Below are 16847 nucleotides of genomic sequence, written 5' to 3'. Positions count from 1 at the left end.
ACCGGGACTGGACATCAGTGGGCCTAGTGGCTACACTGACCCTTTGCGCTGCCTGTTAGCTGCCTCCTGCCCGTCACCAGGGGCATGCCCTCGCGTGAGCATTGATGACTAGATCATCCCTGACCTGGCCCTTTGGCTGAATCGGGAACGGACTGTCTCTGTGCCCACAGTGGGGGGCCGGTACGCGCGTAGTGAGTCCGAGCCCTCGGAAGGACCCCCTCTTGGCCGCCTCGCGCACTGCCTCGACCGCGAATACGAACAACGGCGCCAGCACCGCCCCGCTGCGCATCTCCTTTGCAAAGATCAAGGAGCCCCTCGAGGTTCCGAACCTTCTTGCGCTGCAAACCGAGAGCTTCGACTGGCTGCTCGGCAACGACGCGTGGAAGGCTCGTGTCGAGGCGGCTCTGGACAACGGACAGGACGTCCCCACCAAGTCCGGTCTGGAGGAGATCTTCGAGGAGATCTCTCCGATCGAGGACTTCTCCGGGTCGATGTCCCTGACGTTCCGGGACCACCGCTTCGAGCCTCCGAAGAATTCCATCGACGAGTGCAAGGACCGCGACTTCACGTACGCGGCCCCGCTCTTCGTCACCGCCGAGTTCACCAACAACGAGACCGGCGAGATCAAGTCCCAGACGGTCTTCATGGGCGACTTCCCGCTCATGACCAACAAGGGCACCTTCGTCATCAACGGCACCGAGCGTGTCGTGGTGTCGCAGCTCGTCCGCTCGCCGGGCGTCTACTTCGACTCCTCCATCGACAAGACGTCCGACAAGGACATCTTCTCCGCGAAGGTCATCCCGTCCCGGGGTGCCTGGCTGGAGATGGAGATCGACAAGCGCGACATGGTCGGTGTCCGCATCGACCGCAAGCGCAAGCAGTCCGTCACCGTTCTCCTGAAGGCTCTCGGTTGGACGACCGAGCAGATCCTCGAGGAGTTCGGCGAGTACGAGTCCATGCGCGCCACCCTGGAGAAGGACCACACCCAGGGCCAGGACGACGCGCTGCTCGACATCTACCGCAAGCTGCGTCCGGGCGAGCCCCCGACCCGCGAGGCCGCGCAGACGCTTCTGGAGAACCTCTACTTCAACCCGAAGCGCTACGACCTCGCGAAGGTCGGCCGTTACAAGGTCAACAAGAAGCTGGGCGGCGAGGCCCCGCTGGACGCCGGCATCCTGACCGTCGAGGACATCATCTCGTCGATCAAGTACCTGGTGAAGCTGCACGCCGGTGAGACCGAGACCGTCGGCGACAACGGCACGCAGATCGTCGTCGAGACGGACGACATCGACCACTTCGGCAACCGTCGTCTGCGCAACGTCGGCGAGCTCATCCAGAACCAGGTCCGCACGGGTCTGGCTCGCATGGAGCGCGTCGTCCGCGAGCGCATGACGACCCAGGACGTCGAGGCGATCACGCCGCAGACCCTGATCAACATCCGGCCGGTCGTCGCCTCCATCAAGGAGTTCTTCGGCACCAGCCAGCTGTCGCAGTTCATGGACCAGAACAACCCGCTGTCGGGTCTCACCCACAAGCGCCGTCTGTCGGCTCTTGGCCCGGGTGGTCTCTCCCGTGAGCGGGCCGGCTTCGAGGTCCGTGACGTGCACCCCTCGCACTACGGCCGCATGTGCCCGATCGAGACCCCTGAAGGCCCGAACATCGGTCTGATCGGCTCGCTCGCCTCCTACGGCCGGGTCAACGCGTTCGGTTTCGTCGAGACGCCGTACCGCAAGGTCACCGGCGGTGTCGTCACCGACGAGGTCGACTACCTCACGGCCGACGAAGAGGACCGGTTCGTCATCGCGCAGGCCAACGCGCCGCTGACGGACGAGCTCCGCTTCGAGGAGTCCCGCGTCTTGGTCCGCCGTCGTGGCGGAGAGGTCGACTACGTCCCCGGTGAGGACGTCGACTACATGGACGTCTCGCCGCGCCAGATGGTGTCGGTCGCGACCGCCATGATCCCGTTCCTCGAGCACGACGACGCCAACCGTGCCCTCATGGGCGCGAACATGATGCGTCAGGCCGTGCCGCTGATCAAGTCCGAGGCGCCGCTGGTCGGCACCGGCATGGAGTACCGCTGTGCGGTCGACGCCGGTGACGTACTGAAGTCGGAGAAGGACGGTGTGGTCCAGGAGGTCTCCGCGGACTACGTCACCACCGCCAACGACGACGGCACGTACACCACGTACCGCCTGCACAAGTTCTCCCGCTCGAACCAGGGCACCTCCGTCAACCAGAAGGTTGTCGTGGACGAGGGCGCCCGGGTCGTCGCCGGTCAGGTTCTGGCCGACGGCCCGGCGACCGAGTTCGGCGAGATGGCCCTCGGCAAGAACCTGCTCGTGGCGTTCATGCCGTGGGAGGGTCACAACTACGAGGACGCGATCATCCTGTCGCAGCGCCTCGTGCAGGACGACGTCCTCTCCTCGATCCACATCGAGGAGCACGAGGTCGACGCCCGTGACACCAAGCTCGGCCCCGAGGAGATCACCCGGGACATCCCGAACGTCTCCGAGGAGGTCCTCGCCGACCTCGACGAGCGCGGCATCATCCGCATCGGTGCCGAGGTCGTCGCCGGCGACATCCTGGTCGGCAAGGTCACGCCCAAGGGTGAGACCGAGCTGACCCCGGAGGAGCGCCTGCTCCGCGCGATCTTCGGTGAGAAGGCGCGCGAGGTGCGCGACACCTCGCTGAAGGTGCCGCACGGCGAGATCGGCAAGGTCATCGGCGTCCGCGTCTTCGACCGTGAAGAGGGCGACGAGCTGCCGCCGGGCGTGAACCAGCTGGTTCGTGTCTACGTGGCGCAGAAGCGCAAGATCACGGACGGTGACAAGCTCGCCGGCCGTCACGGCAACAAGGGTGTCATCTCGAAGATCCTGCCGATCGAGGACATGCCGTTCCTGGAGGACGGCACCCCGGTCGACATCATCCTCAACCCGCTCGGTGTCCCGTCCCGAATGAACCCGGGACAGGTCCTGGAGATCCACCTCGGCTGGCTCGCCAGCCGCGGCTGGGACGTCTCCGGTCTCGCCGACGACTGGGCGCAGCGACTGCAGGCCATCGAGGCCGACGTGGTCGCCCCGGGCACCAACGTCGCCACCCCCGTCTTCGACGGTGCGCGTGAGGACGAGCTCGCGGGTCTGCTGCAGCACACGATCCCGAACCGCGACGGTGAGCGCATGGTGCTCCCGACCGGCAAGGCGCCGCTGTTCGACGGCCGCTCCGGCGAGCCGTTCCCGGAGCCGATCTCGGTCGGCTACATGTACATCCTCAAGCTCCACCACCTGGTCGACGACAAGCTGCACGCCCGCTCGACCGGTCCGTACTCGATGATCACCCAGCAGCCGCTGGGTGGTAAGGCCCAGTTCGGTGGCCAGCGCTTCGGTGAGATGGAGGTGTGGGCGCTGGAGGCGTACGGCGCCGCTTACGCCCTCCAGGAGCTGCTGACCATCAAGTCCGACGACGTGACCGGCCGCGTGAAGGTCTACGAGGCCATCGTCAAGGGCGAGAACATCCCCGAGCCCGGCATCCCCGAGTCCTTCAAGGTGCTCATCAAGGAGATGCAGTCTCTCTGCCTCAACGTGGAGGTGCTGTCCAGCGACGGTATGTCCATCGAAATGCGTGACACCGACGAGGACGTCTTCCGCGCGGCGGAGGAGCTCGGCATCGACCTGTCCCGGCGCGAGCCGAGCAGCGTCGAAGAGGTCTGACGGGAGTTCGGCGGGCCTTTGAACGCCCTTGGAAAAGGTGCATAAGGCCCGCCGGCCCCAGGACCCCCGTTTCAGACCCCAAGACTTACAACCCTGAGAGGGATTGACGCATAGTGCTCGACGTCAACTTCTTCGATGAGCTCCGGATCGGTCTGGCCACCGCTGACGACATCCGTCAGTGGAGCCACGGCGAGGTCAAGAAGCCCGAGACCATCAACTACCGCACCCTCAAGCCCGAAAAGGACGGACTCTTCTGCGAGAAGATCTTCGGTCCGACCCGGGACTGGGAGTGCTACTGCGGTAAGTACAAGCGTGTCCGCTTCAAGGGCATCATCTGTGAGCGCTGCGGCGTCGAGGTCACTCGCGCCAAGGTGCGTCGTGAGCGGATGGGCCACATCGAGCTGGCCGCTCCCGTCACCCACATCTGGTACTTCAAGGGCGTTCCGTCGCGTCTGGGCTACCTGCTCGACCTCGCCCCGAAGGACCTCGAGAAGGTCATCTACTTCGCGGCGTACATGATCACGTTCGTCGACGAGGAGCGCCGCACCCGCGACCTGCCCTCGCTGGAGGCGCACGTCTCCGTCGAGCGTCAGCAGGTCGAGAACCGTCGCGACGCCGACCTCGAGGCCCGTGCCAAGAAGCTCGAGACCGACCTGGCCGAGCTCGAGGCCGAGGGTGCCAAGGCCGATGTGCGCCGCAAGGTGCGCGAGGGTGCCGAGCGTGAGATGAAGCAGCTGCGTGACCGTTCGCAGCGCGAGATCGACCGTCTCGACGAGGTGTGGACCCGCTTCAAGAACCTGAAGGTCCAGGACCTCGAGGGTGACGAGCTCCTCTACCGCGAGCTGCGTGACCGCTTCGGCACGTACTTCGACGGTTCGATGGGTGCCGCGGCGCTGCAGAAGCGCCTGGAGTCCTTCGACCTCGACGAGGAGGCCGAGCGCCTCCGCGAGATCATCCGCACCGGCAAGGGCCAGAAGAAGACCCGTGCGCTCAAGCGCCTCAAGGTCGTCTCCGCGTTCCTGCAGACCAGCAACAGCCCCAAGGGCATGGTGCTCGACTGCGTGCCGGTCATCCCGCCGGACCTGCGTCCGATGGTGCAGCTGGACGGTGGCCGCTTCGCGACCTCCGACCTGAACGACCTGTACCGCCGCGTGATCAACCGCAACAACCGTCTGAAGCGACTCCTTGACCTCGGTGCCCCCGAGATCATCGTGAACAACGAGAAGCGCATGCTTCAGGAGGCCGTCGACGCGCTCTTCGACAACGGCCGTCGTGGTCGCCCCGTCACGGGCCCCGGCAACCGTCCGCTGAAGTCCCTCAGCGACATGCTGAAGGGTAAGCAGGGTCGATTCCGTCAGAACCTGCTCGGCAAGCGTGTGGACTACTCCGCGCGTTCCGTGATCGTCGTCGGTCCGCAGCTGAAGCTGCACCAGTGTGGTCTGCCCAAGGCCATGGCGCTGGAGCTCTTCAAGCCGTTCGTGATGAAGCGCCTGGTCGACCTGAACCACGCGCAGAACATCAAGAGCGCCAAGCGGATGGTCGAGCGCGGCCGCACGGTCGTGTACGACGTCCTGGAAGAGGTCATCGCTGAGCACCCGGTTCTGCTGAACCGTGCGCCCACGCTGCACCGCCTCGGCATCCAGGCCTTCGAGCCGCAGCTGGTCGAGGGCAAGGCCATCCAGATCCACCCGCTCGTCTGCACCGCGTTCAACGCGGACTTCGACGGTGACCAGATGGCCGTCCACCTGCCGCTCTCCGCGGAGGCGCAGGCCGAGGCCCGCATCCTGATGCTGTCCTCGAACAACATCCTCAAGCCCGCCGACGGCCGCCCGGTCACGATGCCGACCCAGGACATGGTCCTCGGTCTGTTCTTCCTGACCACGGACGGCGAGCTGCGCGACGTCAAGGGCGAGGGCCGTGCCTTCGGCTCGACCGCCGAGGCGACGATGGCGTTCGACGCCGGGGAGCTCGCGCTCCAGTCGGCCGTCGACATCCGCTTCCCGGTGGGCACCATCCCGCCGCGCGGCTGGACCCCGCCGGCGCAGGAGGAGGGCGAGCCCGAGTGGCAGCAGGGTGACACCTTCCGCCTCCGTACGACTCTGGGCCGTGCGCTCTTCAACGAGCTGCTGCCCGAGGACTACCCGTTCGTCGACTACTCGGTGGGCAAGAAGCAGCTCGGCGAGATCGTCAACGACCTGGCCGAGCGCTACCCCAAGGTCATCGTGGCGGCGACGCTCGACAACCTGAAGGCGGCGGGCTTCTACTGGGGCACCCGCTCCGGCGTCACCGTGGCCATCTCCGACATCGTCGTTCCCGAGGCGAAGAAGGAGATCGTCAAGGGCTACGAGGCGCAGGACGAGAAGGTCCAGAAGCAGTACGAGCGCGGTCTGATCACCAAGGAAGAGCGCACTCAGGAGCTCATCGCGATCTGGACCAAGGCGACCAACGAGGTCGCCGAGGCGATGAACGCGAACTTCCCGAAGACGAACCCCATCTTCATGATGGTCGACTCGGGTGCCCGAGGAAACATGATGCAGATGCGTCAGATCGCCGGTATGCGCGGTCTGGTGTCGAACGCCAAGAACGAGACGATCCCGCGTCCGATCAAGGCGTCGTTCCGTGAGGGTCTGTCCGTGCTGGAGTACTTCATCTCCACGCACGGTGCCCGTAAGGGTCTGGCGGACACCGCCCTGCGTACCGCCGACTCGGGTTACCTCACCCGTCGTCTGGTGGACGTCTCGCAGGACGTCATCATCCGCGAGGAGGACTGCGGCACCGACCGTGGTCTGCGTCTGGCCATCGCCGAGCGCGGCGAGGACGGCGTGCTGCGCAAGACGGAGAACGTCGAGACCAGCGTGTACGCACGTGCGCTGGCCGAGGACATCACCGTCGACGGCAGGGTGCTGGCCCCGGCCAACACCGACCTCGGCGACGTCCTCATCGACGAGCTGGTCAAGCACGGCATCGAGGAGGTCAAGACCCGTTCGGTCCTGACCTGCGAGTCCGCCGTCGGCACCTGCGCCATGTGCTACGGCCGTTCGCTGGCCACCGGCAAGCTGGTCGACATCGGTGAGGCGGTCGGCATCATCGCCGCCCAGTCCATCGGTGAGCCCGGTACCCAGCTGACGATGCGTACCTTCCACACCGGTGGTGTGGCCGGTGACGACATCACCCAGGGTCTGCCCCGTGTCGTCGAGCTCTTCGAGGCTCGTACGCCCAAGGGTGTCGCCCCGATCTCCGAGGCCTCCGGCCGCGTGCGGATCGAGGAGACCGAGAAGACCAAGAAGCTCGTGGTCACCCCGGACGACGGCAGCGACGAGACGGCGTTCCCGATCTCGAAGCGTGCCCGGCTCCTGGTGTCCGAGGGCGAGCACGTCGAGGTGGGCCAGAAGCTCACCGTGGGTGCCACCAACCCGCACGACGTGCTGCGCATCCTGGGTCAGCGTGCCGTCCAGGTCCACCTGGTCGGCGAGGTCCAGAAGGTCTACAACTCGCAGGGTGTGTCGATCCACGACAAGCACATCGAGATCATCATCCGGCAGATGCTGCGCCGTGTGACGATCATCGAGTCGGGCGACGCGGAGCTGCTGCCCGGCGAGCTGGTCGAGCGCTCGAAGTTCGAGACCGAGAACCGTCGTGTGGTCCAGGAAGGCGGCCACCCGGCCTCCGGCCGTCCGCAGCTGATGGGTATCACCAAGGCCTCGCTGGCGACCGAGTCGTGGCTGTCGGCGGCGTCCTTCCAGGAGACGACCAGGGTTCTGACGGACGCGGCGATCAACGCCAAGTCCGACTCCCTGATCGGCCTCAAGGAGAACGTCATCATCGGTAAGCTCATCCCGGCCGGTACGGGTCTGTCCCGCTACCGCAACATCCGGGTCGAGCCGACCGAGGAGGCCAAGGCCGCGATGTACTCGGCCGTCGGCTACGACGACATCGACTACTCGCCGTTCGGCACCGGCTCCGGCCAGGCCGTCCCGCTGGAGGACTACGACTACGGTCCGTACAACCAGTAAGGCGTACGTCTGAAGTACTGAAGGGCGGCCACTCCGTTTCGTACGGGGTGGCCGCCCTTCGGCGTTGTCCGGTGCCGGTCGTCGTCCGTGGTCAGCGGCCGAGCTGGAGGTAGGGCTCCAGGGCCTGGAGCCGGGTGTGGTTGTCCGGGTGGGTGGTCAGCAGCCTGGCCAGGCCGCCCGGTTCCTTGAGCTGTCTGCCCTGCGCAGCGGCCTGCGCCTGCACGGCGTCCTCCTGGGCCTGGAAGTGGTACAGGACCTGCGCCAGCTGGGGCGCGAAGCCGAGGTCCGCCGCCTGCCGGTCGGCACGCAGCTCGCCCTGGCGACCCACGTAGGCGAGCAGATAGGGGGCGACGACGAGCGGCACGGTGATGTACCAGGCGGCGACGAATCCGCCGATCACGAACATCCCGATGAAGAGGTAGACCATCCCGGTCGCGGCGAGCGAGAAGACGCTCGCGACCCGGATCGCGATCCTGGCGATGCCCCGCATGAAGGCCCAGGCGATCCGGCCGGGCAGCGAGTACCAGTATCCGAGCAGGCCCGTCCAGGCGTGACCGCCGGTGTGGTGGCCGAGTTCATGGGCGAGTACGGCGGCGAGGTTGCTGCTGGGGATCTCGTTCAGCGCGTACGTCGTGACGCCGACGACGTGGCCGGCGGCCGCCACGGCGTTCAGGTCCGTGCTGTTCTCCACCATCAGCTCGTACGTGTGCGCCTCGATGCCCGCTCGGGCGGTGACCTCGCGCCAGATCGGCTCCAGACGGGCCCGCTCCTCGGCGAGCGGCGCCCTGAGCTTCATCACGTGCCGGGCGAAGGCCAGCTCGGTGGGCCGGTGGAAGACGAGCGCCCCGGAGGCCAGCCAGGCGAGGATGACCAGCCAGCCGATGGCAGTGCCGAGGATTCCCACGGCGAACGCGGCGACCACGGCGAGGCTCACCAGGAAGCCCGGCACCTGGACCGCCAGCTGCCCGATCGCGGTGGCGTCGGCACCGCGCTGGTGCGCGGCCACGTGGATGCGGGAGCCCGCGTGACGGTAGTCGAGGTCGTCGGGTGCGGGGGCCTCCGGCGGTGTTGCGGGTGTGGCGGCGGGGGGCGTCTGCTGCGGGATGTACGGCGGTGTGGTGACGGTGGGCTGCGGGCCGCCCGGGTAGGCGGGCGGCGCCGCGGGGTACGAAGGTGCGGCCCCGACCCCCGGGTACTGGGGTGCGCCGCCCGGATAGGACGGGGGCGCGGGGGTCTCCGGGTACGCGGGCGGAACGGAGGCCCCGGGGTACGGGGGCGGGGGTGTGGCGGCTCCGGGGTACGGGGGCGGGGGTGTGGCGGCTCCGGGGTACGGGGGCGGGGGTGTGGCGGCTCCGGGGTACGGGGGCGGGGGTGTGGCGGCTCCGGGGTACGGGGGTGAGGGTGCGGCGGCTCCGGGGTACGGGGGTGAGGGTGCGGCGGCTCCGGGGTACGGGGGCGCGGGTGTGCCCGGGTACGGGGGGTCCGGGTAGACGGGGCCTGGCTCCGGGGCGGCCGGGTCTGGTGGGTAGGACAAGGTGGGGCTCCTTCAGGATGGGGACGTCAGCCGATGAGCAGCCCGGCGGGAAGCAGCACCGTGCCCGCGCAGAAGGCGATCAGGCCGGTGCGGATCCACTGGTGCTTGCGGGCGGCGATACGGCTGGTCTCGGTGAGCGCCGCGGTGAGTCCGGCGGCGGGGTCGCGGTCGGTGTCGGCGAGAGCGGTCGCCAACTGACCTTCACGTACGGCTTGTTGGATGTCGCCGAAGAAACAGAGGGGCCGGCCCGGGGCCCATGAACTGGCGCGGTACCGGGGGAGCACCGCGAGCAGCAGCGCGAACAGGGCGAAGGCGAGGGCCAGGGCGCCGCTCCACCAGACGGCCGTACCGGGTGCGGAGAGCGAACTCGGTGACCAGTTCCGCCCGGCCAGCAGTCCGCTGAACACCCCCGCCGTCATCCCGAGCGCCGCCACGAGCACGGATGCCTTGCTGTCGGCCCGGGCGATCTCGCCCCGCAGCTCGTCCAGCAGCCGTTCGGCGGTTCTGGTGCCGGGAGCGGTGGTGGTCACTCCGGTCCCGTCCCGGACGGCTCCGGGGCCGGGGGCGGGGGATAGGCGGAGGGTGCGGGCGGAATGACGGGCGTGGGGGCGACGGCCGGGGGCGGCGGGGCCTGGTCGTACGGGTTGCCGGCGGCGGACGCGGCCGGGGGCGCCTGGTACGGCCCCGGCGGCACGGTTCCGGGCGCGGGCGGGACGTACGGCTGGTGGGACACGGGCGGCCCCGGCGGGGTGTAGGGGGCGCCCGGTAGGCCGCCGGGGGCCGGAGCGCCGCCATAGGGCTGGGCGGCGGCCCCGTACGGTGGCGAGGGGGTGTACGGCTGCGGCTGCGAGGGGTCGTACGGCTGCTGCGGTACGCCCCCGGGCGGCGGCGCCGGTCGGCCGGGAACCGGGGGCTGTGGCGGGGGCTCCTGGCGGCTGTTGAGTTCCTTGACGACGCGCAGGGTGGAGCGGGCCGACTCGGCCTTCTGGTAGTCCTCCAGGGTGTCTCCGGCGATCAGTTCCAGCTGGCTCTCGATGGCGGAGAGCTGGTCCTTCTGGAGGGCGCTGATGACCATCCGGGTGTCCTCGGGGTGCGCGGCGAGGTGGAAGGCCCACTGGGCGACACCCCCGTGTTGCAGGTGGTGCTGGTAGAAGGCGATCTTCTGGGCCATCAGCTCCTGCGACTGGTACTGGCGCAGCACCTCCAGCTCGTGCAGCTGCTGGGCCTGGCGCAGCCGGTACTCGTGCTCGGGGTCGAGCATGTCGGCCTCGTAGCGCAGCGCCCGTTTGCGCCGTCTGTGCGCGATCGCGTCGTCGTCCAGGCGCAGCCGCACCGCGCACGTGACCGCGAGCCCGATGCCGTCGGCGAAGACGCCGCTCTCGACCGCGTACTGGACCTCGGCCTCGGCGTCCCGGCTGTCCTCGATGGAGAACCGGCGGCTGACCGGCCGCGCCAGCTGGTGGAGTTCACGGGCGAGCCGCGTGGGCACATCGCGTTCGCCGCCGGCCACGTATGCGATCGGGTCCGAGACGCGCCAGGTCAGATCGGCGGTGGCGCCGAAGGAGAACGCGTCGTCGTCGCTGGGCAGTTCGAGTTCCAGCTGGACCGGGTGGCTGCCCATGTCGACCTCGTAGACCGAGGTGTAGCGGCGGGTCGCGGCGTCCGTGCGGCTCGGCCGGTGCGGGGGCATGTACGCGTCGTAGCCGCCGCCCGCGGTGGCGAACACCAGTGCGTGGTCGATCGCGGAGACCGGCCGCCGGGCCGTGTAGTCGAAACGGGAGATCGGCCGCACGGTGAGCACCGGGTCGATCAGCATGGTGTGCCGGTCGGCCTGTTGCTGCCACTCCGGCGGGCGGCGGAATTCCGCCATGGGTCAACTCCTCGTAACTCTGTGTCAGGCTGTCGGGACGGGGGGACGCAGTGCGGCGAGCAGGCGGTCGGCGAGGGGCGGGCGCGGGCCGCCGTCCCGGCCGCGCAGGGTGCGCAGTTCGTGGCTGAGGCGTTTGTGGTCGTCCGCGGTGACGACCAGCGCGGGCAGCAGCAGCTCCAGGGCCTGGGCCGCGTCAGGGCGGCGCTCGGCCACGTACACCCAGGTGTGCAGGGCGTTCAGGGCGCCCCGGGTGTGGGCGCGGTCGCCGAGGGCGGTGCGCCAGAGGGTGGCGAGGTCACGGGCCGAGTCCGCCTGGTACATGCCGTCGCCGGCGTACCACTCGACGAGCGCGCCCTCCTCGGCGTTGTCGCATGCCAGTACGAAGGCGCCGAGCGCCAGGGAGCGGACCGCGGGGGTGTCGTGGTGGAGCAGCCGCACCAGCTCGGAGAGCATCTCGCCGCGCCTGAGGCCCACCGAGAGCAGCAGGGCCGTGGACTCGATCAGGTTGGCCGCCTCGGCCGGGCTGCTGTTGTCGGCGCGGGCCAGGGTCGCGAGGGCGCTCAGGGCCGGGGCCACCAGGTCCGGGCGCAGCGGCGCGAGCAGTCCGAAGGCGCGGATCGCGGTCCAGCGGCGGGCCGGGTGGGAGTCCGTGCACCACTGGGTGAGCAGGCGCAGGACGATGGGCGCGTCGAGGAGCTGGGCGAGCGTGAGGGTGTTCGCGGCGGTGACGCGGGGGCCGAACGTCTTCGACACCGCCCAGCCGTCGATCAGCAGCGCGACCGCGGAGGGCAGGTCGGCGAGCGTGAGCATGGCGGTGGCCGCGGCGGCCCGGGTCCGCACGACGGGACGCCCGTCGCGGGCCAGCTCCCTCAGCCAGGCGATCAGCGCGGGCCGGGCCGAGGGATGTCCCGTCCACACCTCGGTGAGCAGGGCGCGCGGGGTGTTCTCCTTCCGGAAGAACGCGGTGAACTGCGGTACCGGGCCCCATTCGGTCGCCTCGTCCCGCACTTCCCCCTCGGCGCGGGCCCGCGCGAGCCGGGTCTCGGCGGCGAGCCCGAACACCGGGATCTCCGGCGGCTCCTCGGGGTGCTGCAAGCGCTGGAAGTGCACGAACAGCTTGTCCGCGAGCTCGGCGGCGAGGACGTACGGCGCTCGGTCGAAGACGGCGAGCGAGATGAGGAAGGCCTTGTCGCGCAGCGTGGACTCGGGGTCGCTCAGCCACTCCCGGCATTGCTGCTCCACGGCCGCCTGCCCGAACTCCGCGAGCCGGGCCGCGGCCGCCTCGCCGCCGTCGTAACCCGCCACCTCCTTCGCGAACTCGGCCGCCTCGGCGGGCTGATGGTGCCCCCGGGTGAGGAAGTCCCGCACCGGGGCGAGGGCGAGGAGGCCGTCGGTGTCCTGCGCGCGGTGCCTGCTCACATACGCGCGGACGACGGCCGACGCCTCCGGCGGCTGCCAGACGGAGGCGGTGGCACCCAGCAGGAAGGGCGAGTTCTCGACCGTCACCACCAGATACCCGTCGACCTTCTTGAGCTGGTCGCGGGCCGCGTGGAGATGGGTGTCGCGCAGCGGCCGGTTGCGGCTCAGGGGCAGATCGCGCAGGACGTGCCCGCCGGGTGCGGTGAGCGGGGCGCTCAGGGTCGCCGGGCTCGTCTCCGGCGAGAGGGCGTGCACGGCGGGCACGCCCAGACGGTGCAGGAGCATCAGCGCGGCGGCGTGGCGGCCGGTGGCGTGGGCGCCGGCGAGGACGAGGACGCGTTCTTCGCGGAGCCGGTCCAGGGCGGTGGCGAAGGCGGGGCTCTCGACGAAGACGGCGTCCAGGTCTTCGAGGTGGCGCCGTGGGATCTCTCCGGAGGCGTACGTCGCCGAAGCCGCCGAGCCGTGGTGGTGGATCTCCGTCTTGCCGCCCATGAACACGTCACCGGCGACCTCGCCGCCGGACACGCCGTGCTGGGCGCCGCCGACCAGACTCCCGCCGAAGGACGCGGCCGAGCCGAGGATGAACCCCGGGGTGTGCGCGAAGAGCTCGCGCTGAGCCGCGCGTGCCTCCTGCGTCCGCTCCTGTTCCCCCTCTCCTTCCGCCTCTGCGTCCTGGCGCCGGGTGTCCGGTTCGGGGGCCGGGTGTACGTCCTTCGGGGGTACGTCGTCGGGGGCCGGCGACGTGGGGGGAGGCACCGTCACGCCGACTCACTCCCGGACCCGCCGAGGTGGACGTCTCCGGTGACCTGCCCGCCCGACACGCCGTGCTGGTCGCCGCCGACGAGGCTGCCGCCGAAGGTGGGGGCGCCTCCGTCGAAGTGGAAGACGGCGCCCGCGGGAGGGGCGGAGGGCCGGGCCGCGCGGGCCTCGGGCGCCTGGGCCCCGGGCTGGTCCCGCCTCGGTGCCGGACGCTCCCCCGAGCTGGCGCCCGGCACCGAGGTTCCCCCCTTCTCACTGTGGTCGTCGTCGGCCCCCGGCACCGGGCCGTGCAGCCAGGCGCGCAGCGGGCCGTTCTTGCTGTCCACGGTCACCGCGTGGAAGTCCTCCGCGGGGATGCCCGCGTGACCGTGCCGCACGATCCCCGTGTGCACGCTCTCCGAGACGCACAGGGCGAAGTCGTCTCTCCGCTCCCGCAGGGCCGCGCGCAGCAGCTGGGCGTCGAGGAGGCGGCAGGCGTGGTTGAGGTCGGAGCCGACCCAGCCGTCGTGCTCGTCCACGGCGACGTAGCCCGTGGCGACGACGCCGCGCAGCCGGATCTGTGCCGAGCTGGACGCCATCCGGTTGACCGCGTGCAGCTGGGTGGGGACCTCGGTGAGCAGGGCGCGCAGCAGTGCGGTGACGGAGGCGTTGGCGTCGATCAGCTCCATCACGGAGTCGCCGCGGTCGGCGCGCAGGCGCAGGCGTTCGTCGATGCCGGCGCGCTCCAGGGTGCGGTCGGCGACGTCGTACAGCATGCGCCGCAGGTACGCCTGCTCGATGTCGTCCCGGTCGCTGTACTTCTCGATGTCGAGCAACAGGATCGTCCGGCTCACGGGGTCGGTCATGGTCGCCTTTCGCAGGTGGTGCGGCAGTGGCAGCAGAGTGGCGGGCGGGGTTGTGGTGGCGTGAGGGCGGATGACGCAGTCGGAGTGTGACGGCGTACACAGAACGCCCGGTCCCTCGCCCCCGCCGCCCCTACCCGTCCCATCCCCAGGGGCTCCGCCCCTTCGACCCCGGCAGGGCTCCGCCCCGCACCCCACCAGGGGCTCCGCCCCCGGACCCCGCTTCGGCCTGAACGACCTCGTCCTCAAACGCCGGACGGGCTGAAAACGCGGGCCGGGGTGGGCGGGGGCGACCCTCGACCTCGTGCTCGACCGGCGGGTGGGCTGGAGGTGCGGGGTGGGGCGGGGTGGGAACCGGCCCAAGGCCTCCGCCCTCGAACGCCGGACCCCCGAGGCTCTTAGGGGCGCGGGGAACTGCGCGACCGACCCCCACCGGCCGGCGGCCGGAGAACTGCGGGCGGCCGGGGGACCCGGGGCGCAGCCCCGGCCCCCCAGGGGCGCGGGGAACTGTGCGACCAGCCCCCACCGGCCCGCAGCCGAAGTGATCCACAAGACGCACGTCACCCCCGCGCGATTCGCCGCAGCACATCCGGCCGCACGATCACCAGCGCCCGGCGTCCCGTCATCACGACCCCCCGTTCCCGCAGGTCCTTCAGCAGGCGTTGGACCATCTCGCGGGAGGCCCCCACCGACCCGGCGAGTTCCTGTTTGCTCAGGGGGACGGAGAGTTCGATGCCCTGATCGGTGCGCCGCCCGTGGGTGCGCGCGAGGTCCAGCAGCAGGATCGCGAAGCGCTCCCGCACGCTGAGGGAGGCGAATTCCAGGCGGCGCCGATCGGCCGCCCGGGTGCGATCGGAGGTGAGGCCGAGGAGGGCGAAGGAGACGGCGGGGAAGCGGGCGAGGAACTCGGTGAACCGGCCGCGCTCGACCGCGACCGTACGGACCGGCTCCAGGGCCGTCACGGTGGCCGACCGCGGGCGCCCGGTGAGCGCCGCGGACTCCCCGATGATGTCGCCGGGGCCGCGCAGCGCGAGCAGCGCCTCGTAGCCGTTGGAGGCGGCCGCGGTCACCTTCGTCCAGCCGTGCGTCACGAACAGGACGTGCGAGGACGGCTCGCTCTGGTGCAGAAGCACCATCCGGGGCGTGAACGAGAGCTCGTGCCCGAGATCGAGCAGCGCCGAGCGGTCCTCGCTCTCCAACCGGGCCAGGAACGGCACCCGGTCGTCGAGCCCCCCGTCGCCGGGTAAGCCCGACGAATCCCACGAACCCGGTAAGTCCGATGACCCGGATGGCTCGGATGACCCGGATGAGTCCGGTGCGTGTGCTGCCGTCATGGTCCCCCCGATCGCCGCAGCCGACCGATCAAGGTACTGAAGGGCACACGGCGGTGGACAGAGATTGCGCGGTACCGTCGGGGATCGGAAACTTTTGGGGACGAGCGCCCCGGGAATGCGCTAAGGCCGGCCCAACGATCACCCCGCAACGGCACCGCAACGGCCCCACGACCGCCTCACGACCGCCCCGTCCCGGACTCGCGTCCGACCTGCGGGAGCACCGCGCTGACGTGGCAAGAAGTCCGGCGTGTCGCCCTGGACAGCATTTGTTTTGACCGAAGTCCTTGAGGTAGGTACGCTCAGACCTTGTGCCTGGGGTGTGCCCTGGCTCGCGTGCGTGCCTTCAAACCGCAAGGCGAGCCGTAACCGGCCACCGTAATCTGCGCCCTTTTCGCCTCGCGGCGGGAGTCTGCAGCATTCGACACACCCGACCGCGTGGGTCGGAGATGTTCCAGGTTAGCTTCACCATTCGGCACACAGAAACCGGAGAAGTAGTGCCTACGATCCAGCAGCTGGTCCGGAAGGGCCGGCAGGACAAGGTCGAGAAGAACAAGACGCCCGCACTCGAGGGTTCGCCCCAGCGTCGCGGCGTCTGCACGCGTGTGTTCACGACCACCCCGAAGAAGCCGAACTCGGCCCTGCGTAAGGTCGCGCGTGTGCGTCTGACCAGCGGGATCGAGGTCACCGCTTACATTCCGGGTGAGGGACACAACCTGCAGGAGCACTCCATCGTGCTCGTGCGCGGCGGCCGTGTGAAGGACCTGCCGGGTGTTCGCTACAAGATCATCCGTGGTTCGCTTGACACCCAGGGTGTCAAGAACCGCAAGCAGGCCCGCAGCCGCTACGGCGCCAAGAAGGAGAAGTAGAAATGCCTCGTAAGGGCCCCGCCCCGAAGCGCCCGGTCATCATCGACCCGGTCTACGGTTCCCCTCTGGTGACCTCCCTCATCAACAAGGTGCTGCTGAACGGCAAGCGCTCCACCGCCGAGCGCATCGTCTACGGCGCCATGGAGGGTCTGCGTGAGAAGACGGGCAACGACCCGATCATCACGCTGAAGCGCGCGCTGGAGAACATCAAGCCGACCCTCGAGGTCAAGTCCCGCCGTGTCGGTGGTGCGACGTACCAGGTTCCGATCGAGGTCAAGCCCGGTCGTGCCAACACGCTCGCGCTGCGCTGGCTCGTCGGTTACTCCCGCGCCCGTCGCGAGAAGACCATGACCGAGCGTCTGCTCAACGAGCTTCTCGACGCCTCCAACGGCCTTGGTGCCGCTGTGAAGAAGCGCGAGGACACCCACAAGATGGCCGAGTCCAACAAGGCCTTCGCGCACTACCGCTGGTAGTCGCAGACCCCATCGAGACCGAGAGAAGAC

10 protein-coding genes are annotated in these 16847 nt (G+C 69.6%); 4 read left to right on the top strand and 6 right to left on the bottom strand.

Features of this window, described 5'->3' with window-relative positions; translation table 11 throughout:
• Positions 1-221 precede the first annotated feature (221 nt).
• Both rpoB and ACZ7M3_RS09245 read left to right on the top strand, forming a co-directional pair.
• Positions 222-3707, top strand: coding sequence for a DNA-directed RNA polymerase subunit beta (rpoB, locus tag ACZ7M3_RS09250; RefSeq protein ID WP_472061916.1), 3486 nt, complete (start codon positions 222-224; stop codon positions 3705-3707).
• 113 nt (positions 3708-3820) lie between these two features.
• A complete protein-coding gene (locus ACZ7M3_RS09245; protein WP_067367151.1) occupies positions 3821-7720 on the top strand; it encodes a DNA-directed RNA polymerase subunit beta' in 3900 nt (1299 codons plus the stop codon).
• A 91-nt stretch (positions 7721-7811) separates the two neighbouring features.
• Here ACZ7M3_RS09245 and ACZ7M3_RS09240 read toward each other — a convergent pair whose 3' ends face one another.
• From ACZ7M3_RS09240 to ACZ7M3_RS09215, 6 genes are all read right to left on the bottom strand, one after another.
• On the bottom strand, positions 7812-9254 hold the full coding sequence (locus ACZ7M3_RS09240; protein ID WP_472061914.1) for a M48 family metalloprotease: 1443 nt from the start codon (positions 9252-9254) through the stop codon (positions 7812-7814).
• Between the two features lie 26 nt (positions 9255-9280).
• Complete coding sequence (locus ACZ7M3_RS09235; protein WP_452970119.1) at positions 9281-9784, bottom strand: Pycsar system effector family protein; 504 nt, start codon at positions 9782-9784, stop codon at positions 9281-9283.
• Entirely contained in the window at positions 9781-11124 is a 1344-nt protein-coding gene (locus tag ACZ7M3_RS09230) for a PE-PGRS family protein (RefSeq protein ID WP_472061912.1), read from the bottom strand. The genes ACZ7M3_RS09235 and ACZ7M3_RS09230 overlap by 4 nt, the downstream gene beginning before the upstream one ends.
• A gap of 24 nt (positions 11125-11148) precedes the next feature.
• Positions 11149-13305 (bottom strand): hypothetical protein, encoded by a 2157-nt coding sequence (locus ACZ7M3_RS09225; RefSeq protein WP_472061910.1) that lies wholly within the window; start codon positions 13303-13305, stop codon positions 11149-11151.
• Positions 13302-14147: a hypothetical protein gene (locus tag ACZ7M3_RS09220; protein WP_472061908.1), complete on the bottom strand. Its 846-nt coding sequence runs from the start codon at positions 14145-14147 to the stop codon at positions 13302-13304. Before ACZ7M3_RS09220 ends, ACZ7M3_RS09225 begins: the two co-directional genes overlap by 4 nt.
• A 557-nt stretch (positions 14148-14704) precedes the next feature.
• Entirely contained in the window at positions 14705-15361 is a 657-nt protein-coding gene (locus ACZ7M3_RS09215; protein ID WP_355302942.1) for a Crp/Fnr family transcriptional regulator, read from the bottom strand.
• Between the two features lie 611 nt (positions 15362-15972).
• Here ACZ7M3_RS09215 and rpsL point away from each other — a divergent pair.
• Complete coding sequence (gene rpsL / locus ACZ7M3_RS09210) at positions 15973-16344, top strand: 30S ribosomal protein S12 (RefSeq protein WP_003948652.1); 372 nt, start codon at positions 15973-15975, stop codon at positions 16342-16344.
• A 2-nt stretch (positions 16345-16346) separates the two neighbouring features.
• Positions 16347-16817 carry a 30S ribosomal protein S7 gene (gene rpsG / locus ACZ7M3_RS09205; protein ID WP_003992340.1) on the top strand — a complete coding sequence of 157 codons (471 nt, stop codon included), beginning with the start codon at positions 16347-16349 and terminating at the stop codon, positions 16815-16817.
• The last annotated feature ends 30 nt before the right edge of the window (positions 16818-16847 follow it).

It is taken from the genome of Streptomyces sp. NPDC111656, from assembly GCF_055656965.1.
This window is presented reverse-complemented; position numbering and strand designations above follow the sequence as displayed.